This window comes from Quadrisphaera granulorum (assembly GCF_003149145.1).
In the GTDB taxonomy this organism is placed as follows: Bacteria; Actinomycetota; Actinomycetes; order Actinomycetales; family Quadrisphaeraceae; genus Quadrisphaera; species Quadrisphaera granulorum.
In genome coordinates this window covers 1-17,350 of record NZ_QGDQ01000027.1, presented here as the reverse complement: position 1 = coordinate 17,350, position 17,350 = coordinate 1, and the positions used below count along the sequence as shown (strand labels likewise).

At 73.5% G+C, this 17,350-nt stretch carries 17 protein-coding genes; 12 read left to right on the top strand and 5 right to left on the bottom strand.

Features of this window, described 5'->3' with window-relative positions:
* Nucleotides 1-3 precede the first annotated feature (3 nt).
* From BXY45_RS17790 to BXY45_RS17780, 3 genes are all read right to left on the bottom strand, one after another.
* Complete coding sequence (locus BXY45_RS17790) at nucleotides 4-1,380, bottom strand: alpha-L-fucosidase (protein ID WP_211319715.1); 1,377 nt, start codon at nucleotides 1,378-1,380, stop codon at nucleotides 4-6.
* 75 nt (nucleotides 1,381-1,455) lie between these two features.
* Entirely contained in the window at nucleotides 1,456-4,614 is a 3,159-nt protein-coding gene (locus BXY45_RS17785; RefSeq protein WP_109775871.1) for an alpha-mannosidase, read from the bottom strand.
* 26 nt (nucleotides 4,615-4,640) lie between these two features.
* Nucleotides 4,641-5,438 carry a DeoR/GlpR family DNA-binding transcription regulator gene (locus tag BXY45_RS17780; protein WP_109775870.1) on the bottom strand — a complete coding sequence of 266 codons (798 nt, stop codon included), beginning with the start codon at nucleotides 5,436-5,438 and terminating at the stop codon, nucleotides 4,641-4,643.
* Between the two features lie 131 nt (nucleotides 5,439-5,569).
* Between BXY45_RS17780 and BXY45_RS17775 the strand changes: the two genes are divergently transcribed.
* The 11 genes from BXY45_RS17775 (at nucleotide 5,570) to BXY45_RS17725 (ending at nucleotide 15,021) form a co-directional block, all read left to right on the top strand.
* Nucleotides 5,570-6,847 (top strand): ABC transporter substrate-binding protein, encoded by a 1,278-nt coding sequence (locus tag BXY45_RS17775; RefSeq protein WP_109775869.1) that lies wholly within the window; start codon nucleotides 5,570-5,572, stop codon nucleotides 6,845-6,847.
* A gap of 62 nt (nucleotides 6,848-6,909) precedes the next feature.
* Nucleotides 6,910-7,788: a carbohydrate ABC transporter permease gene (locus BXY45_RS17770; protein WP_109775868.1), complete on the top strand. Its 879-nt coding sequence runs from the start codon at nucleotides 6,910-6,912 to the stop codon at nucleotides 7,786-7,788.
* Nucleotides 7,788-8,627, top strand: coding sequence for a carbohydrate ABC transporter permease (locus tag BXY45_RS17765; protein ID WP_109775867.1), 840 nt, complete (start codon nucleotides 7,788-7,790; stop codon nucleotides 8,625-8,627). Before BXY45_RS17770 ends, BXY45_RS17765 begins: the two co-directional genes overlap by 1 nt.
* A gap of 14 nt (nucleotides 8,628-8,641) precedes the next feature.
* Entirely contained in the window at nucleotides 8,642-9,382 is a 741-nt protein-coding gene (locus BXY45_RS17760) for a glucosamine-6-phosphate deaminase (RefSeq protein WP_109775911.1), read from the top strand.
* A 9-nt stretch (nucleotides 9,383-9,391) separates the two neighbouring features.
* Nucleotides 9,392-10,288, top strand: coding sequence for a DUF4031 domain-containing protein (locus BXY45_RS23915; RefSeq protein ID WP_109775866.1), 897 nt, complete (start codon nucleotides 9,392-9,394; stop codon nucleotides 10,286-10,288).
* Nucleotides 10,285-10,749: a molybdenum cofactor biosynthesis protein MoaE gene (locus tag BXY45_RS17750; RefSeq protein WP_211319714.1), complete on the top strand. Its 465-nt coding sequence runs from the start codon at nucleotides 10,285-10,287 to the stop codon at nucleotides 10,747-10,749. The genes BXY45_RS23915 and BXY45_RS17750 overlap by 4 nt, the downstream gene beginning before the upstream one ends.
* Nucleotides 10,750-10,848: 99 nt before the next feature.
* Nucleotides 10,849-12,201 (top strand): sensor histidine kinase, encoded by a 1,353-nt coding sequence (locus tag BXY45_RS17745; RefSeq protein WP_170131585.1) that lies wholly within the window; start codon nucleotides 10,849-10,851, stop codon nucleotides 12,199-12,201.
* Nucleotides 12,198-12,878: a response regulator gene (locus BXY45_RS17740; protein WP_109775864.1), complete on the top strand. Its 681-nt coding sequence runs from the start codon at nucleotides 12,198-12,200 to the stop codon at nucleotides 12,876-12,878. Before BXY45_RS17745 ends, BXY45_RS17740 begins: the two co-directional genes overlap by 4 nt.
* Nucleotides 12,879-12,940: 62 nt before the next feature.
* Nucleotides 12,941-13,750, top strand: a complete 810-nt coding sequence (locus tag BXY45_RS17735; RefSeq protein WP_109775863.1) for a SipW-dependent-type signal peptide-containing protein — start codon at nucleotides 12,941-12,943, stop codon at nucleotides 13,748-13,750.
* Nucleotides 13,751-13,753: 3 nt separating this feature from the next.
* Nucleotides 13,754-14,650: a signal peptidase I gene (locus tag BXY45_RS17730; RefSeq protein ID WP_109775862.1), complete on the top strand. Its 897-nt coding sequence runs from the start codon at nucleotides 13,754-13,756 to the stop codon at nucleotides 14,648-14,650.
* Nucleotides 14,651-14,688: 38 nt separating this feature from the next.
* Nucleotides 14,689-15,021 carry a hypothetical protein gene (locus BXY45_RS17725; protein ID WP_170131584.1) on the top strand — a complete coding sequence of 111 codons (333 nt, stop codon included), beginning with the start codon at nucleotides 14,689-14,691 and terminating at the stop codon, nucleotides 15,019-15,021.
* Nucleotides 15,022-15,028: 7 nt separating this feature from the next.
* On the opposite strand, the gene BXY45_RS17720 is transcribed toward BXY45_RS17725, so the two are convergent.
* Nucleotides 15,029-15,298: a MoaD/ThiS family protein gene (locus BXY45_RS17720; protein WP_211319713.1), complete on the bottom strand. Its 270-nt coding sequence runs from the start codon at nucleotides 15,296-15,298 to the stop codon at nucleotides 15,029-15,031.
* A complete protein-coding gene (moaA, locus tag BXY45_RS17715; RefSeq protein ID WP_170131590.1) occupies nucleotides 15,291-16,391 on the bottom strand; it encodes a GTP 3',8-cyclase MoaA in 1,101 nt (366 codons plus the stop codon). The genes BXY45_RS17720 and moaA overlap by 8 nt, the downstream gene beginning before the upstream one ends.
* 246 nt (nucleotides 16,392-16,637) lie before the next feature.
* On the opposite strand from moaA, the gene BXY45_RS17710 reads away from it, so the two are divergent.
* Nucleotides 16,638-17,350 (top strand): hypothetical protein (locus BXY45_RS17710; RefSeq protein WP_146211255.1); only part of this gene is annotated, 713 nt, incomplete at its 3' end.

Genomic DNA, 17,350 nt, shown 5'->3' with positions numbered 1-17,350 from the left:
GCGTCAGGGGTGGCGGCGGGGGAGCTCCACGACGAGGGGCCCCGCCGCCTCCGCCACCACGGGGAGGTCGACGACGACGCCGCCGTCCACGGCCTGTGCCGCCACGGGCCCACCGCCCAGCACACGGGCAGCGTCGATCTGCAGCGCATCGGCCCGCGCTGCGAGCGCCACCTGCCCCGCCGGACCGTCGACGACGGCGAACGCGTGCGCGCCGTCGCGGCTCGCCGTCCACCGGACCCAGCGCCCGTCGTCGTCCCCGTCGGAACCGGCCGCGACGTCAGCCGGCAACGGCCGCGTGTCGTGCACGGCGGGGCTGTTCACCGCCATCCACGCCGCCAGCCCCTCCAGGCACCGCAGCTGCAGCTCCGGGATCCGCCCCGCGGCGTCCGGACCGACGTTGAGCAGCAGGTTGCCGCCGCGCGAGACGACGTCCACGAGGTGGCGGACCGCTGCCGGCCCGTCGAGGTGGTGCTCCGGGCCCTCGTTCCGGTTGTACCCGAACGACAGCCCGATCCCGCGGCAGTTCTCCCACGCCTGGTCGCCCTCGAGGGCGGTCCCGGCCTGGTACTCGCTGGTGCGGAAGTCCCAGTGGGTCAGGCCCCACCGGTCGTTGACGACCCCCTCGGGGCACCTCGCGTAGAAGGCGTCGAGCAGGTGCGTGAAGGACAGCGGGCCCTCGGGCTTGCCGGCGTCGGGCCAGTCGATGTCACCCCAGAGCACATCGGGGGCGTAGCGCTCGATGAGGTCGCGCACCTGGGCGGAGGCGTAGGCGGCGTACGCGGCGTCCAGCGGACGGGCGCCGGAGTCGTCGTCGGCGTCCCAGATGGGCCCGGTGTCGGCGGCGTGCCAGTCGAGGCCGCCGGAGTAGTACACGCCGAACCGCAGCCCGGCCGCCCGCGTCGCCCGCTCGAACTCGCGCACCAGGTCGCGGCGCGGGCCACGGGCCACGGTGTTGCGCGTGCCCGTGCCGGGCGCGTCCCAGAGGGTGATGCCGTCGTGGTGCTTGGTGGTGGGCACCACGTAGCGGGCGCCGACGCGCGCGAACAGGGCCACGAGCGCGTCGGCGTCGAAGGCCTCCGCGTGCCAGGCGTCGAGGAAGTCGTCGTAGGGCGCGTCGCCGTAGACCTCGCGGTGGTGCTGCGCCGCGGGGGAGCCCGGGATGCGGATGGTGTTGGCGTACCACTCGGCGTAGGGGTTCCCCAGGAACCAGTCGTCGTGGCTGCCGCCGTGCTCGCCGAGCGGCACCGCCCACGCCGGCACGGAGTAGGCGCCCCAGTGGACGAAGATCCCGAGCTTGGCGTCGGTGAACCACTTCGGCACCGGGCGGACGAACCGCCGGTACGCGGCAGGACGCTGGGCGGTGGGGTCGAACATGGCCACGAGGTGCCTCCACGGGAAGGGCCTCCGCCACCGCGGGGGTGGCGGAGGCCCATGATCACGGACGGGGAGCGGGAGTCAGGCGCGCGAGACCCGGAGGGTGAGCACCTGGAACGGGCGCAGCAGCAGCTGCACGTCACCGGCTTCGGAGATCTCGAGTTCCTCCGCCGTGGCCCCCTGCAGCGCGGTGCCGTGCAGGTCCGCGACGTGCGCGGACGCCGCAGCAAACCCCAGGTGGAGCGTGCTCGCCCCCCGGGCGCCGGTCGGCTCGTAGACGCGCAGCAGCACGTCACCGGAGCCGTCGTCGGCCAGGCGCACGGACTCGACCAGCGCGTCGCCGCTCGTCGTCGTCGCCACGGACGGCACGGACACCGACCCGGCCACGGCACGCAGCGGCAGGTTCAGCTCGTACCCGTGGCGCAGCGCCTCGCGCGGCGTGGCGGCGGGCGCCACCGCGTAGGTGAAGCGGTGGCTGCCCTGGTCGGCCTCGGGGTCGGGCACGCGGGGCGCGCGCAGCAGCGACAGGCGCACGGTGGTGCACGTGCTCGCCGGCTCCCCGGCGCCGCCGCCCACCGCGGAGCGGGTGACGTCGTGGCCGTAGGTGGAGTCGTTGGCGACGACGACGCCGAAGCCCGGCTCGCCCACGTGCACCCAGCGGTGCGCGGCCACCTCGAAGCGGGCGGCGTCCCAGCTGGTGTTGGTGTGCGTGGGCCGCACGACGTGCCCGAACTGGATCTCGGAGGAGAAGCGCTCGGCGTGCACGTCCAGCGGGAAGGCGGCCTTGAGCATCTTCTCGCGCTCGTGCCAGTCGACGTCGGTCTCGACCTCGAGGCGGTCCGAGCCGGCGCGCAGCACGAGCAGCTGCTCCAGGCGGCTCGCCCCGAAGGTGCGGACCACCCTGACCGACGCCACGAGCGGGCCGGAGTCGACCACCTCGACGGACTCCGCTGCCACCAGGTCGGTGACCTGGCGGCGGTAGTGGGCGTCGACGTCCCAGGCGTCCCAGTACTTGGGGAAGTCGGTGTGCAGCTGCAGGAGGTTCGCCCGGTGCCCCGACGCCACGAGCTCGCGGCCGGTCGTGACGTCGCGCACGGACGGCAGCAGCCCGTCGGTGTCGACGACGACGCGTAGCACCCCGTTGTCGAGCACGAGGCCGCCGTCGCCCTGCTCGACGCTCACCCCGAGGACGGCGACGTCACCCGCGCCCAGCGGTGAGGCCGCCTGCGCGTCGACCGCCGCCAGCACAGCGGTGCGCCCGTCGGCCAGGCGCTGGCCGCGCTCGTCGTCGTCGAGCTCTGTGGTCCCGGACGGGAGCAGAGCGACACCGCGGAACGGCAGCGGCGAGGTGTTGAGCAGCGACACCGCCGAGGCACCGCTGCCCGAGGACGGTGACGCCAGCGAAGCAGCGGCGCCCTCCACGAGCGCGCCCAGCTCGGCGGCCACGCGGGCGTAGGTCTCCTCGGCCTGGCGGTGCACCCAGGCGATGGAGGAGCCGGGGAGGATGTCGTGGAACTGGTGCAGCAGCACCGTCTTCCACAGGGCGTCCAGCTCGATCTCCGGGTAGGCGGCGCCCGAGCCGAGGACAGCGGCGGTGGCCCACAGCTCGGCCTCGCGCAGCAGGTGCTCGCTGCGGCGGTTGCCGCGCTTGGTCTTCGCCTGCGACGTGTACGTGCCGCGGTGCAGCTCGAGGTACAGCTCACCGGACCAGACGGGCGCGTCGGCGTACTCGGCCCGCGCGCGGGCGAAGAACGCGTCGGGGTGCTCGATGACCACGCGGGGGCTGCCCTCGAGGTCGGCGGTGCGCCGCGCCTTCTCCACCATCTCGCGGGTGGGGCCGCCGCCGCCGTCGCCGTGGCCGAACGGGTACAGCGACGTCGTCGCGCGGCCCTTGTCCTGGAAGTTCCGCACCACGTGCGCCAGCTCGGCGCCGTCGAAGTTGCCGTTGTAGGTGTCGGCGGGCGGGAAGTGCGTGAAGATCCGCGACCCGTCGATGCCCTCCCACCAGAAGGAGTGGTGGGGGAACTTGTTGGTCTCGTTCCAGGAGATCTTCTGGGTGAGGAACCAGTCGAACCCGGCCAGGCGCGCCAGCTGCGGGTAGGCGGCGGTGTAGCCGAAGGAGTCGGGCAGCCACACGCCGTGGGGCTCCACGCCGAGCTGCTCGCGGAAGTACTTCGTCCCGACGACGATCTGCCGGGCGAGGGCCTCGCCGCCGGGCAGGTTGCCGTCCGCCTCGACCCACTGGCCGCCCACGGGCGCCCAGGTGCCAGCCTTGATCGCCTCCTTGATCCGCTCGAAGACGACGGGGTAGCGCTCCTGCGTCCACGCGTACTGCTGCGCGGAGGAGCACGCGAAGACGAGGTCGGGGTACTCCTGCGCGAGCGCCGCGACGTTGGAGAAGGTGCGGCTGTTCTTGCGCATCGTCTCGCGCAGCGGCCACAGCCACGCGGAGTCGATGTGGGCGTGACCAGCGGCGGAGACCACGTGGGCGCTGGCGGTGGCGGGCTTGGCCAGCGCCGGGGCGAGCGCTGCGCGCGCGGCGGCGGCGGTGCCGGACACGTCGGCGAGGTCGAGCGCGTCGACGCAGCGCTCGAGGGCGAAGAGCAGCTCCGCGCGGCGCGGGTCTCCCACGCTCAGCTCCTCGGCCAGCTCGCGCGCCACCTCGACATCGAGCTGGAGGGCGTAGACCTCCTCGTCCAGGACGGCGAGGTCGGCCCGTTCGAACCTGTAGATCGGGTCCGTTCCCGCCGTGTCGGGGTGGCCCAGCGGCGTCGGGACCATGCCCTTCGCGAGGATGTCGGGGTTCGCGGCGGCCTCGAGCAGCAGGTCGACGCGCTCCCCGCCGGCGGCGGGACGCGCGATCGGCACGTACTGGTTGCGCGGGGCCACGCCCTTGACCGGCACACCGTCGGCGGTGTGGACGAGGCCCTCGGCCTGGTTGCCCGGCCAGTCGCCCACGAAGCCGAGGTCGATGACCGCCTCGACGCGCTGCCCGGCCCACGCCTCCGGCACGGTCCCACGCAGCCTGAACCAGCTGGTCGACCACGGACGTCCCCAGCGGGTCCCCGCAGCGAACGGCTCGTAGGTGGCGGTCAGCGCGTCGGAGACCGGGACGGGCTCGCCGGGGACGTGCCAGACCTCCAGCTGCAGCGGGGTGGTCTCGCGGTAGACCGCCGGGACGATGCGCTCGAGCAGGATGCGCTCGACGCGCTTCGCGACGTGGCGGGTGTCGTCGTGCACGGGACTCCTCAGGTCTTCGGAACAGGTCAGACGGCGGTGAGGCGGCTGGGCGTCGACGGAGCGGGCACCGGCACCCGCCGGACGTCGACGCCGGCCGCTTCGAGGGCGGCGCAGCTGGTGGGGTCGGCGTCGGCTCCCGTGACGACGACGTCGAGGGCGCTCGCTTCGCACACCCTCGCGACACCGGAGCCGGGAAACTTCGAGGCGTCGGCCGCGAGGATGACCCGCTCCGAAGCGGCGATCATGGCCCGCTTGATGGGCACCTCGACGATGGTCGTGTCCATCACGGAGCCGTCGGGGGCGATGCCGCTGGTGCCGAGCACCAGCACATCTGCACGGACTTGGCGCAGAGCGTCCTCAGCAAGGAATCCCACGAGTGAGCGGTACTGGCGCCGGTGGACCCCGCCGAGGACGACGAGCTCGACGGCGTCGTCGTCGCGAAGTTCGTCAAAGACGGCCATGTTCGTCGTGACGACCGTGATCTGCCGGCCGTGCAAGAGAGACGCCACCTGGTGCGCCGTGGTGCCGATGTCGAGCAGCACCGTCTGACCGTCTCGGACAAGCTCGGCGCACGCGGCGGCCACGGCTCGCTTCTCGGGCACGTGCACATCGGCGACCTGGGCGAACGGCTCGTCGCGCTCGTCCGGCAGCGGAGCGGCGCCGCCGTAGACGCGTTTGAGCAGGCCCTCTTCGTCAAGGGCGATGAGGTCGCGACGGATGGTCGCGGCGCTCTGGCCGAGCCTGTTGACGAGCGTGGTGATCGACACCGGCCCGTCGGAACGGACGATGCTGAGGATCAGCTGCTGGCGGCGCTCGGCGAGCATGTTCTGGACACTACCTTGCGAACTTCTTCAGGTGAAGGCTAACTTCCCCCCACGGATCGCCAAACTCGTTCAGAATCCTTCACAGAACGACGCGGCGATCAGCCAGCGCCGGCTCACCCCAGGAGCGTCCCGTGAACGTGTCCCGCAGGTCCTTCCTCCTCACGTCCGGCCTCCTCGGCCTGGCCGGTACCGGGGCGCTCAGCGCCTGCGGCTCGGGCGGCTCCGGTGGGTCCGGTGACGGCAAAGAGCTCGCCTTCTGGATCTGGGCGGGCGCCATCTCCGAGAAGGTCGTCGACGATGTCGCGGCGTCCGTGGCGAGCAGCGTGAAGATCACCAAGTCGATCATCGGTGGCGACTTCAAGCAGCGCCTCACCACCACGCTCTCCTCGGGCCAGTCCGTGCCCGACATCACCGGGATCAAGGGCGAAGACATGCCCTCCTTCCTCACCCAGGCCGGTGCCTTCCTCGACCTCAACGAGCTCGGCGCGAAGGACATCGCCTCCTCCTTCGCGGCCGCCAAGTACGCCGCGGCCACCACGGCCGACGGCAAGCAGATCGGCCTGCCGATCGACCTCGGCCCCACCGCCACCTACTACCGCGAGGACGCCTGGGCCAAGGCCGGTCTGCCGACGGACCCGACGGCCGCCGGCCAGCTCGTGGCCACCTGGGACGGCTGGTTCCAGGCCGCCAAGACCGTCAAGGCCGCCACCGGCGCCACCTCGGTGCGCAACACCACAGACGTCTTCGCTGCGGCGCTGGCGCAGCAGCCGGAGACGTTCGTGACCAAGGCCGGCGCGTGGGCCGGTGACGGCACCGCCGTCAAGAAGGCCTGGGACCTCGCCGTGCAGAGCCACACCGACGGTGTCTCCGCCGGCATCTACGACAGCACCGGCTACAACCAGGCCCTCGCCGCGAGCAGCATCGTCGGGCACGTCGGCCCGGCCTGGTTCGGGCTGGACATCGCCAGCGGAGCCCCCGACACCTCGGGGAAGTGGCGGGTCACGGGAACTCCGGGCGGCCCCGCCAACATCGGTGGATCTTTCCTCGCACTGACGACCGCGTGCCGCAACCCGCAGGCGGCCTTCGACTACATCAAGACTCTCCTCACCCCCGAGAACGCGGCGAAGAGCTTCACGGACGCCAGCGTCTTCCCGGCCACCACGGCCGCCTACGCACTCCCAGCGCTCACCGCCGGCCAGGACTTCTACGGCGGGCAGGCCACGATCGAGGTCTTCGGACCGGCCGCACAGGCGCTGCCGACCGTCTACGACGACCCCAACAACGCTGCCATCGCGGCGCCCTACTACACCGAGCTCTCCAATGTCGAAGGTGGCAAGGACCCGGCTGCCGCCTGGACCGACGCGGTGGCCGCCGCGAAGCAGGTCGCCGACCGCGCCGGCGTGAAGTGAGAGCGGGCAGGCCCTGCCCGCCAGGCGGGCGCCGGGGCGGGTCGCGGCAGAGGCTCGGCCCGGTGTACCTGGCCATCGCGCCGTTCTTCGTGCTCTTCGGCGTCTTCGTCCTCATCCCGGTGTGCTTCTCGGTGTGGCTGTCCTTCCAGAAGTACAGCGTGCTGGGCGGCATCGGAGCCTCGGAGTTCGTCGGCCTGCGCCAGTTCGAGTTCCTCGTGCAGGACGCGACGTTCCGCAGGGCGCTCTTCAACACCCTCGTCATCTGGGTGCTGGGGACGTTCCCCATGCTCGCGATGGCGCTGGTCCTCGCGGCGCTCATCAACAACGTCACGCGCCTCAAGGCGTTCTACCGGCTGGCGTTCTTCCTGCCCAACGTCACCTCGATCGTGGCGGTCACGCTGTTCTTCGGTGCGCTGTTCAGCGAGCAGTTCGGCCTCGTCAACCAGCTGCTGGAAGCCGTCGGGCTGACCGGGGTCCCGTGGCTGAGCGACCCGTGGGCCATGAAGGTGGTCGTGGCGGTGCTCATCACCTGGCAGTGGTGCGGCTACAACGCGATCCTCTACCTGGCGGGCATGCAGGCCATCCCCGGTGACGTCTACGAGGCGGCCCAGCTCGACGGCGCCGGCCCGGTGCGAGCCTTCTTCTCCATCACCGTGCCGCTGCTGCGGCCCGTCATCCTCTTCACCACGGTGATCTCCACCATCACGACCCTGCAGACCTTCACCGAGCCGCAGGTGCTCTTCGGGTCCAACACGGCAGTGAACCCCAACTCCGGTGGTCCGGGGCAGGGCGCGCTGACGATGGTCTTGTACTTCTACCAGCAGGCCTTCAACAACAACGACTACGGCTACGGCGCAGCCATCGCCCTCGGTGTCTTTGCCGTGGTGCTCGTGTTCGTGGTCATCAACTTCCGTCTGGCCCGTGCCGGAGAGGACTCCTGATGCGTGCTGCGCGCCCCCTCCGCCGTCACTGGCGCTCGCTCGTGCCGCACCTCGTGCTGTGGGTCGGCGTCGTCGTCGCCCTGTTTCCCTTCTACTGGTCGGTGGTCATGGCCACCAACACCACGCGGGACATCTTCTCCACACCGCCGAAGCTCGTTCCGGGGACTCACCTGCTCGAGAACCTGCAGAACGTCTTCGCCCGGATCGACTTCTGGGGCGCGCTCGGCAACACCGCGCTCGTAGCCGTCGTGACGACGGGCGCCGTCCTGACCCTCGACTCGCTGGCGGCGTTCGCGTTCTCCAAGTTCGAGTTCCCGGGGCGACGCGCGCTGTTCGGCCTGCTCCTGCTGCTGTTCATGCTGCCCGCGCAGCTGTCGCTGATCCCGCAGTTCATCATCATGCGCGAGCTCGGCTTCGTCGGGCAGCTGCAGGCGCTCGTGCTGCCGGCAGCGGCCAACGCGTTCGGGGTGTTCTGGATGCGTCAGTACATGTCGACGTCGGTGCCCGACGAGGTGCTCGACGCCGCCCGCATGGACGGCTGCGGCTTCTTCCGGCAGTGGTGGCACGTCGCTCTGCCGACGACGAGGCCCGGCCTGGCCTTCCTGGCGATCTTCACGTTCGTCGCTGCCTGGAACGACTACGTCTGGCCGCTCATCGTGCTGGTCAACCCCAACGTCCAGACGCTGCAGACATCGCTGGCGCAGCTCAACGTCAGCTTCGGCACCGACTACTCGATGGTCATGGCGGGTGCGCTGCTCGCAGTCATCCCGATCATGGTCGCGTTCCTCTTCCTCTCCCGGTGGTTCGTCGCCGACGGTGTCGCAGGAGCCCTCAAGTGAGGAGCGCCGCGGCGGTGCGGGTGCTCGTCGTCCCCGAGGAGCAGGCCGCCCACCTGGCGGCCGACGCCGTCACGGCCGCCCTGCAGCGCGCGGTGGCCGAGCGGGGGCGCGCCGTCCTCGGTATCGCCACCGGTGGCAGCCCGCTCCGCCTGTACCGGGCCCTCGGCGAGCGGGTACGCGCAGGTGAGGTGGATGCCAGCCTGCTGCAGGGGTTCCTCCTCGACGAGTACGTCGGGCTCCCCGCCGGCCACGCCGAGTCCTACCGCGAGGTGGTGCGGCGCGACCTGCAGGTGCATGTGCCCCTGGCCGACCACGCCGTGCTCGGGCCGGACCCGCACACCGGTGACCACGCGGCTGCGGCCCTCGCCTACGAGGAGGCGATCGCCGCAGCTGGCGGGGTGGACGTGCAGGTGCTCGGCATCGGCGGCAACGGGCACCTGGCCTTCAACGAGCCGGGCTCACCCTTCGACAGCCGCACCCGTCTCGTGGAGCTGGCGCCGCGCACCCGCGAGGACAACGCCCGCTACTTCGGTGGCGACGTCTCGGCGGTGCCCGTAGCCGCCCTCACCCAGGGCCTGGCCACCATCGCGGCTGCCCGCGAGCTCGTCCTCGTCGCGAGCGGCGCCGCGAAGGCGCAGGCGCTGGCTGCGGCGCTCGAGGGACCCGTCGACGTCGCCTGCCCGGCGTCGCTGCTCCAGCTGCACCCTCGCGCGACGGTGGTGCTCGACCCCGCCGCCGCCTCGCTGCTCGCGTAGCCTCGCCCGGTGGCGGTGCTGGTCGACGACGCGCGCTGGCCCGCGCACGGCCGCCTGTGGGCGCACCTCGTCAGCGACACCTCCCTCGACGAGCTGCACGCCTTCGCCCGAGCCGCCGGCGTGCCCGCGCGCAGTTTCGACGCCGACCACTACGACGTCCCCGACGTCCTGGTCCCCGCCCTCGTCGCCGCAGGTGCCCAGCCCGTGGGAGGCCGCGAGCTCACGCGCCGACTCGTGGCCTCCGGCCTCCGCGTCACCCAGCGCGCCAAGCGGGAGGGCGTCCGCCGGCGCCGGCCGAACTGGCCCGATCCGGCCGGCACCACCGGTCTGCTGCTGGCCGCCGGCGCAGGTACCCGCTTCGGCGGACCCAAGGCGCTGGCTCACGACGACGACGGCGAGCCGTGGCTGGTCCAGCGTGTCCGCGCGCTGCGCGACGGCGGCTGCGACCGGGTGCTCGTGGTGCTCGGTGCGCAGGCCGAGCGCGCGCGCGAGCTGGTGCCCGTCGACAGCGAGGTCGCCGTCGTCGTCGCCGAGCACTGGGAGGAGGGCATGAGCGCGTCCCTGCGCGCGGGCCTGCTCGCCCTCGCAGCTCACGAGCCGCCGTCGGCCACCGCGCTCGTGGCGCTCGTCGACACACCGGGCCTGCACCCCGCCGTGGTGCGCAGGGTGCTGAGCGCCAGTTCCTCCACCGGCCGCCCCGTCTCCGCGCTGGCGCGGGCCACCTACGCCGGGCGGCCCGGGCACCCCGTCCTCATCGGGCGTGCGCACTGGTCGGCAGCGGCCGCCGCGGCCCGGGGGGACCGTGGTGCAGGCCCCTACCTGCGCAGCGCCGGCGCCCGACTGGTCGAGTGCGCTGACCTCGACGACGGGGCCGACGTCGACACCAGACCTACCCTGGCCCCGTGACAGCTCCCACCGGCGCCCCCGACCGCCTCGACGAGCCCGCCCGCCGCGTGGCGCTGGCCGTGGTCACCGAGTCTCCGCTCGACGTCGCGGAGCATGCCGACCTCGTCCAGACCCGCGCCGCGGGCGCCGTCGTGACCTTCGCGGGCATCGTGCGCGACCACGACCACGGCGCCGCGGTGGACCGCCTCGTCTACGTGGCCCACCCCACCGCCGCCCGCACGCTGGCCGAGGTGGTCGCCGACGTCACGGCGGCCCACCCCGTCGATGCCGTCGCGGTCTCCCACCGGATCGGACCGCTGGCGGTCGGCGAGGTAGCACTGGCCGTGGCGGTCTCCGCGGCGCACCGCAGGGAGGCGTTCGCCGCGGCCGCCGTCCTGGTCGACGAGGTGAAGGAACGCCTGCCGGTGTGGAAGCACCAGTTCCTCGCCGATGGCACCGACGAGTGGGTCGCCTGCCCCTGATCTTTCGTTGCGGCGCGCCTCCGTGACCTGATCGCCGTCCCTCCCTACCGTCACCTGTGACTGGTGTGGCGGATGCGCCTCAAGGGGTGGAGGGGAATCGTGGAGGGTCCGATGTACTGCGGCCCCGATCGCCGGGCTGCCGTGCCCGAGAAGCCCGTTCCTGCCCGACAGCTCGCTCAGAGCGCCGCAGCGGGGGCTGTCGGCGCGACGGGCATCGCCGCCGTGGCGCCAGATCCGCCGGTGGCCGCTGCGGTGGCCGTCGCACCCCTCGTGATCGCCACGGTCCTGCTGCTGTGCGCCTGGCGCGTCGGCGGGCGCAGCAGACCCGCGCACGCCGCGCTGGCCCTGGCCCTCGCCGGTGGGGTCGGTCCCCTCACCGCGTGGCTCAGCAGCGGTGTCGCCGCGCCGGAGGCCACAGCACCGGTCACGGCCGTTGCGCTGGCAGCGGGCCTGCTGGCCGCCGCCCCCCACGCCCGCGCCGCGCGCCGCGCTGCTGCCGTCCGCACCGACCTGCGGCCGGGCGCAGCGCTGCTCGGCAGTAGCGGGCTCGTGCTCGCCGCCGGCGCGGGAGCCGCTCTGCTCACGGGCGCCGGATGGTCTCCCTGGCCGGCGCCCGACGGGCTGGCCGCTGCGCCCTGGCCGCTGCTGTGGCCGGCCGCCCTGGGCGCCACCGGCGGGGCTGCGCTGTGCGGTGCCCTGGCCAGCCTGCGGGCCGCGCTGCGCGCCCAGCAGGTGAGGGGGTTGCGGGCCGTCGCCGGGCAGCAACGGTGGGCCGCCGACCTCGCAGAGGACCGCCTGCGCCGTCACGACGCCCGCAGCGCGCTCGCCGCGGTCCGCGCAGCCAGCGCCGTCCTCACGGGGGAGCAGCCCGCGGTGCTGCCCGGCGCCACCCGCCGCGACCTCGTGGTAGCCGTCCACGAGGAGCTCCACCGCGTGGAGCGCCTCCTCGCCGACGCAGCCCCGCCGCCCACAGGAACGCCCGGCGTCGTCGACCTGCGCTCCGCCGCTGATCCGGTGGTCACGGCCTGGCGGGCCCGCGGTCTGCGGGTCACTGGCCCCCAGCCCGGACCGCCGGTGCTCGCGCTCGGCAGTGAAGACGCCGTGCGCCGCGTCGTCGCCAACCTCCTCGACAACGCCCAGCGCCACGCGCCCGGGGCGGCCGTGCACCTGAGCGTCGCCGTCAGCACCGAGCCCGGTGGGCAGTCCGCGGTGCTCACCGTCACCGACGACGGCCCCGGCGTGCCCGCCCCCCTGCACACCAGCCTCTTCACCGCCGGCGTCACCGCCGACCCCACCAGCACGGGGCTCGGCCTGGCCTCCGCGCAGCTCCTCGCCGAGGCCGACGGGGGCTCGCTGCGCTTGCTCGAGTCCGACCGCGGGGCGACCTTCGAACTCCGCCTGCCCGCCGGCGCCGCCACGGCACCCCGACCCGAGCGGACGCTCGCCCGGTGAGCGGCCTGCGCGTCGCGCTGCTCGACGACCACCAGCTGCTCTCCCAGGCGCTTGCCGCCGCTCTCGCGGCCGTCGGCCACCGCCCCGAGCTGCCGGCGCTGTCCACGTCACCGGACGACGCTGCGCTCGTGGCAGAGCTCGCCTCACAGCCGCCCGACGTCGTCGTCCTCGACCTCCACCTTGGCGCGCGCGACCCGGCCGGTGGCGATCGACTGCTACGCCGCCTCGCTCCCGCCGTCCCCGTCCTGGTGCTCACTGCCGAGGAAGACCCTGCCCGGTGGGGCCGCTGCCTGCGTGCCGGCGCCCGCGGGGTGGTCTCGAAGCAGCGGCCCTTGCCCGACGTCGTGAGCGCTGTAGAACGCGCCGCCGCGGGGGCCGACCTGCACACCCCCGCACAGAGGGCCGCCCTGCTGCACGCCGCTGCCGCCGCCGACCGCGCACTGGCCCCGTTCCGCTCCCTCACCCCGCGCGAGCAGGCGGTGCTCGACGCCCTCGTCGACGGCGTGCCCGCCGCGGATATCGCCCGCGACGCCTGCGTGTCCGAGGCGACCGTGCGCACCCAGATCCGTGCCGTGCTCACCAAGCTCGGCGTGCGCTCTCAGCTGGCCGCCGCCGCGGCCGCCCGCCGGGCGGGTTTCATCGATTTCGACGATGACCGGATGCGCCGCCGCGCCTGACGCTGGCGGTACTGCGCGGGAACGACCCGCGCCGCCCGATCGGGCGCACACCAGGAGGCCCGATGAACGGCCGCATCCTCAAGGCGTCCCTGGCCGGAGCTGGCGCGCTCGCGCTGCTCGGCGCAGGCACCACGTACGCCGCCTTCTCCTCGACCAGCACCGTCGAGGCGTCCCGCGTCTCCGCCGCCAGCTTCTCCGTGGGCGTGGCCAGCGCCGGCTCCGCCAGCAGCGGCTCGCTCGTGCCCGGCGGCGCCGGCGTCTCCCAGACCTTCCTCGTGGAGAACAAGAGCGCCACCCCCGCCTCCCTCGGCGCGGAGCTGGCCAACCTCGTGGACCGCGAGAACGGCTGCAGCGGCGACGAGAAGCAGTTCGACGACGACTGCGACAGCAACTCCGGCAAGTTCGGAGACCTGTCCAACCAGGCGCTGATCTCCGCGGTCGCGTTCCCCGCCGTCGCCGGCAAGAACGTCGACGCACGCTGCCCGGCCGCCACCGCCGGAGGCCCCGGTGTGCTCGTCGGTCCCCTGCCGACCGCCCCCGTGACCACCACCAAGATCGTCACGAAGCCTGGCTCGACGACCACCTCCACCGTGGTCGAGACCTACCTGCCGGCCCCCGACTCGCTGGCGGCCGTGGTGAACGGGCCCCGCTACTTCGACTTCTCCGGTCTGGCCCCGGTGCCCCCGGCGACGGCGGCCTGCGTTCGCCTCACGCTCACGCTGCCGCTGCGCGACGACAACAACGCCGTGCAGTCGGACACCTCCAGCTTCGACGTCCGCCTGCGGCTCGCGCAGGTCGTGGCGGCGGCGCCGTCTCCCGCGGCCAGCACCGCCACGTCTCCCGCGACGAGCAGCGCTTCCCCGACGGCCTGACCGATGGCGCCGGCCACGCCCGCGCGCACCGGGCGCCACTGCGCGGTGCCCGCCGCGTCCCGGCGGCCCGCGGCAGCACGCCGACCCGCCCGCGCGGCTGCCACCGCGCTCGCGGTCGGCGTGCTGCTGTGCGTGCTCGCGGCGCTCGCCGCCGTCGTCGTCGTGCCCCGTCTGACGGGGGCGACATCGCTCGTGGTGCTCACCGGCAGCATGGCGCCGGGGATGCCCGCGGGGTCGGTGGCGGTGGTGCGGCCCGTCGAGGCGGGCGCGCTGCACATCGGCGACGTGGTCACGTACGAGGTGGCCGGTGGCGGATCGCTCATCACCCACCGTGTCGTGGCGATCGGTCACGACGCCTCCGGGGCAGTGGAACTCACCACCCGGGGCGACGCGAACGACGACGACGACCAGCCCGTGCCGGCCAGCGCCGTCCGAGGCCGACTCTGGTACTCCGTGCCGTGGGTCGGCTGGGTGAGCAACCTGCTGAGCGGCAGCGCCGGCGGTGTGCCCCAGCGGGGGCTCGCCCTGCTCCTGGCCGGCGCCGGGCTGCTCGTCTACGCCGTGTGCCAGGTGGCCGGTGTCGCCCGCGAGCGGCGTCGCGCCCGCCTGGCCTCGGCGGCTACCGAGCCCATCCCGGGGTGGACCGGTCGCACGGCCAGCCGCGAGTTGGCCGTGGTGACGCTGCACGTCGCCGGGGGACTCGACGCGGACGCCCTGGAGCACGTGCTCGAGGAACACGCCGGCACCGTCATCGCCAGCACCGACAGCACGGTCAGCGTGGCGGTCACCGCGGCACCCGCCGTCGTCCACGAGGCGGTGTCGCAGCTGCGCGCCCTCGCCCCGGTGGACGTGCAGCGCAGCGGCCCTCTCGCCGCGCCGCTGGGGCCCGGTTCACCATGACGTTCCGTCGCCGGACTGCGGTACCCGGGGTGCTGGCGGTGGCTGCCCTGGGGGTGGTCGCCACCGCCGCGGGGTCCGGGACCACCGGGGCGACCCTCAGCGCCACGGCGGTGGAACGAGTGACCGTCACCGCGGGCACCTGGGGCGAGGTGGAACGCCCGAGCGCGAGCCCGACAGTGACGGCGACAGCTGTCGCAACGCAGTCCGCGACGCAGTCCGCGGCGCCCACCCCGACCGCTACTGCTCCGACCGCTACTGCCCCGGCCACGGCAGCCACCTCGGCCAGCGCGACCACCTCAACCACTGCGACCAGCGAGCCGAGCCCGCTGCAGGAGACGTCAGCCAGCGCGACCGACTCACCCTCCTCGTGAGGCGACGTCAGCCGCCGGCGAAGGGCGGCAGCACGTCGACCTGCAGCCGCCGTCCGGCTGTGGTCGCCAGCGCCGCTGTGCGGTCGCGGACCACGAGCTCGTCAGCGAGCAGGCTGGCGACCTCGAGCACCGGGACCAGACGCGGATGCCGTCCGGCCAGTACGGCGAGGAGGTCCTCAGCGGTGGCACCCACAGCAATCTGCACCACTTCCTCGTCGGTGCCCGCTGCAGCCGCGGCGCCGGCGAAGTAGCGCACCAGCAGTTCCACCTCAGCCACCGATCGCGCTCATCGGGCGCGTCGGCTGGGGAGCCTGCTGGTCGAACCCGACGGCGGCGGGGTCATCGCTGCCGTGCCCGGCGACCTTGCCCCACATCGCCGCACGCCAGACGTCAGCTAGCTGGGCGTCAGTGGCGCCGCAGCGCAGCAGGGAGCGCAGGTCGTGCTCGCGGGAACCGAACAGACACTCGCGGACCTGCCCGTCGGCGGTCAGGCGGGTGCGGTCGCAGTCGGCGCAGAACGGGCGCGTCACCGAGGCGATGACGCCGACGGTGCCGCGCGGCTCGTCGTCGTCCTCATCTTGGACGGCTCCCAGGGGTCGTACGTGCCACAGCTCCGCCGGGGAGGAGCCGCGTACGGAGCTCGGCTCGGGGGTCAGGTCGAAGCGGGCGGCCAGGGAGGTGAGGATCTGGTCGGCGTCGATCATCTGGGAGCGGTCCCAGGCGCCGTGCGGGTCCAGGGGCATCTGCTCGATGAACCGCAGCTGGTAGCCCTCGCGCAGCGCCCAGGTGAGCAGGTCGGGGGCTTCGTCGTCGTTGATGCCGCGCAACAGCACCGCGTTGACCTTGATCGGGCCGAGGCCGGCGTCGGCGGCGGCGCGCAGGCCGGCGAGGACGTCGGGGAGGCGGTCGCGGTGGGTGATCCGCGCGAAGCGCTCGGGTTGGAGGGTGTCCAGGGAGGCGTTGACGCGGGTCAGACCTGCCTGCGCCAAGCCAGCGGCGCGGCGGGTGAGTCCGAGGGCGTTGGTGGTCAGGGAGGTTTCCGGGGCGGAGCCGTGTGCTGTGCGCAGGGCTGACGTCGCCGCGACGATGCTCTCGAGGCCTCTGCGCAGCAGTGGCTCGCCGCCGGTGAAGCGGACTTCGGTGATGCCGAGGTGGGTCACGGCGATGGTGATGAGGCGGATGACTTCCTCGTCGCTGAGGAGCTGGCTGGCGGGGGTCCAGTCCAGGCCTTCGGGGGGCATGCAGTAGGTGCAGCGCAGGTTGCAGCGGTCGGTGAGGCTGACGCGCAGGTCTGTGGCGGTGCGACCGTGCCGGTCCAGCAACCCGGGGACGGCGGCGACCGGCGGGCGGTCCGCGGGCAGCATCGGCATGCTCGCGGTCCCAGGCTCCGCGGGCGCCGTGGTGCGGCGACGGGGGATTCCCAGCGCGACGGTCACCCCCTCACAGTAAGTGCGTCCGCGCTAGGCGGCCGTCCGCCGGCTTGGGCGGCGTTGGAGACAGCAGGGTTCACGGCCACCCCCCGAGGGCTGCGCGTCCGCGCCTGAAACCACATCAGCCCAGGTCACAGCCCCACTGGGGGTTGTCTGATCGAACACCTGTGCGATAGGCTTGCCGGCATGGACGGCGCAGAACCGAGTAGCGGGCAGGAGGAAACAGCCCCCGCCGACTCCTCTGCTGAGCCGTCCGGTGAGCTGTCGGAGCTGCCTGCGCGCCCACCGCGGCGCACCCACCGCCGCGTCCGCATCCCCGGAGTGCTGAACCGGCCACCGATGCGCGGTCCCCGCACCGAACGTCACCACCACGCCCGCCGCGCCACCGCAGCCGCCGGTGGCCTGCCCGGCCCGGCGGGCCTGACCCAGACCGAACTGGCCGCGGTCTATGACCACCTCGATGAGCACCTGCGTGCCCTGCCCGGTCCCGATGAGGTCACCGACACCGCCGTCGCCGCCTTCTGCACCTGGCTGAGCACGTGCGAGCCCGCGACCTGGGCGGCGGTGGCGGCGGTACGCGCTGAACGGGAAGAGGTCGCGGCCGCGGCCCTGCTGCTGACGCGGATGCGCGCCGGGCAAGAGATCATCGGCGCTGCCCACGCCAACCGGATCCGTGACCTGGCCGCCCTGGCCCCGATCTACCGCCGCGCCCGCCGCGGCCCCACCCCGATCCCCGACAGCGACAGCGACAACGACAACGAGGGTGAGGGTGTGGGTGAGGGGGTGGGTGCGGCGTTCCAGCGCCACGCCGACGCTGTGGCTGCTGCGGGGTTGGAGGACTTGGTCGCCGAACTGGCTCCCGCGCTGGGGTGGACGGCGTGGTCGACGCAAGCGCAGGT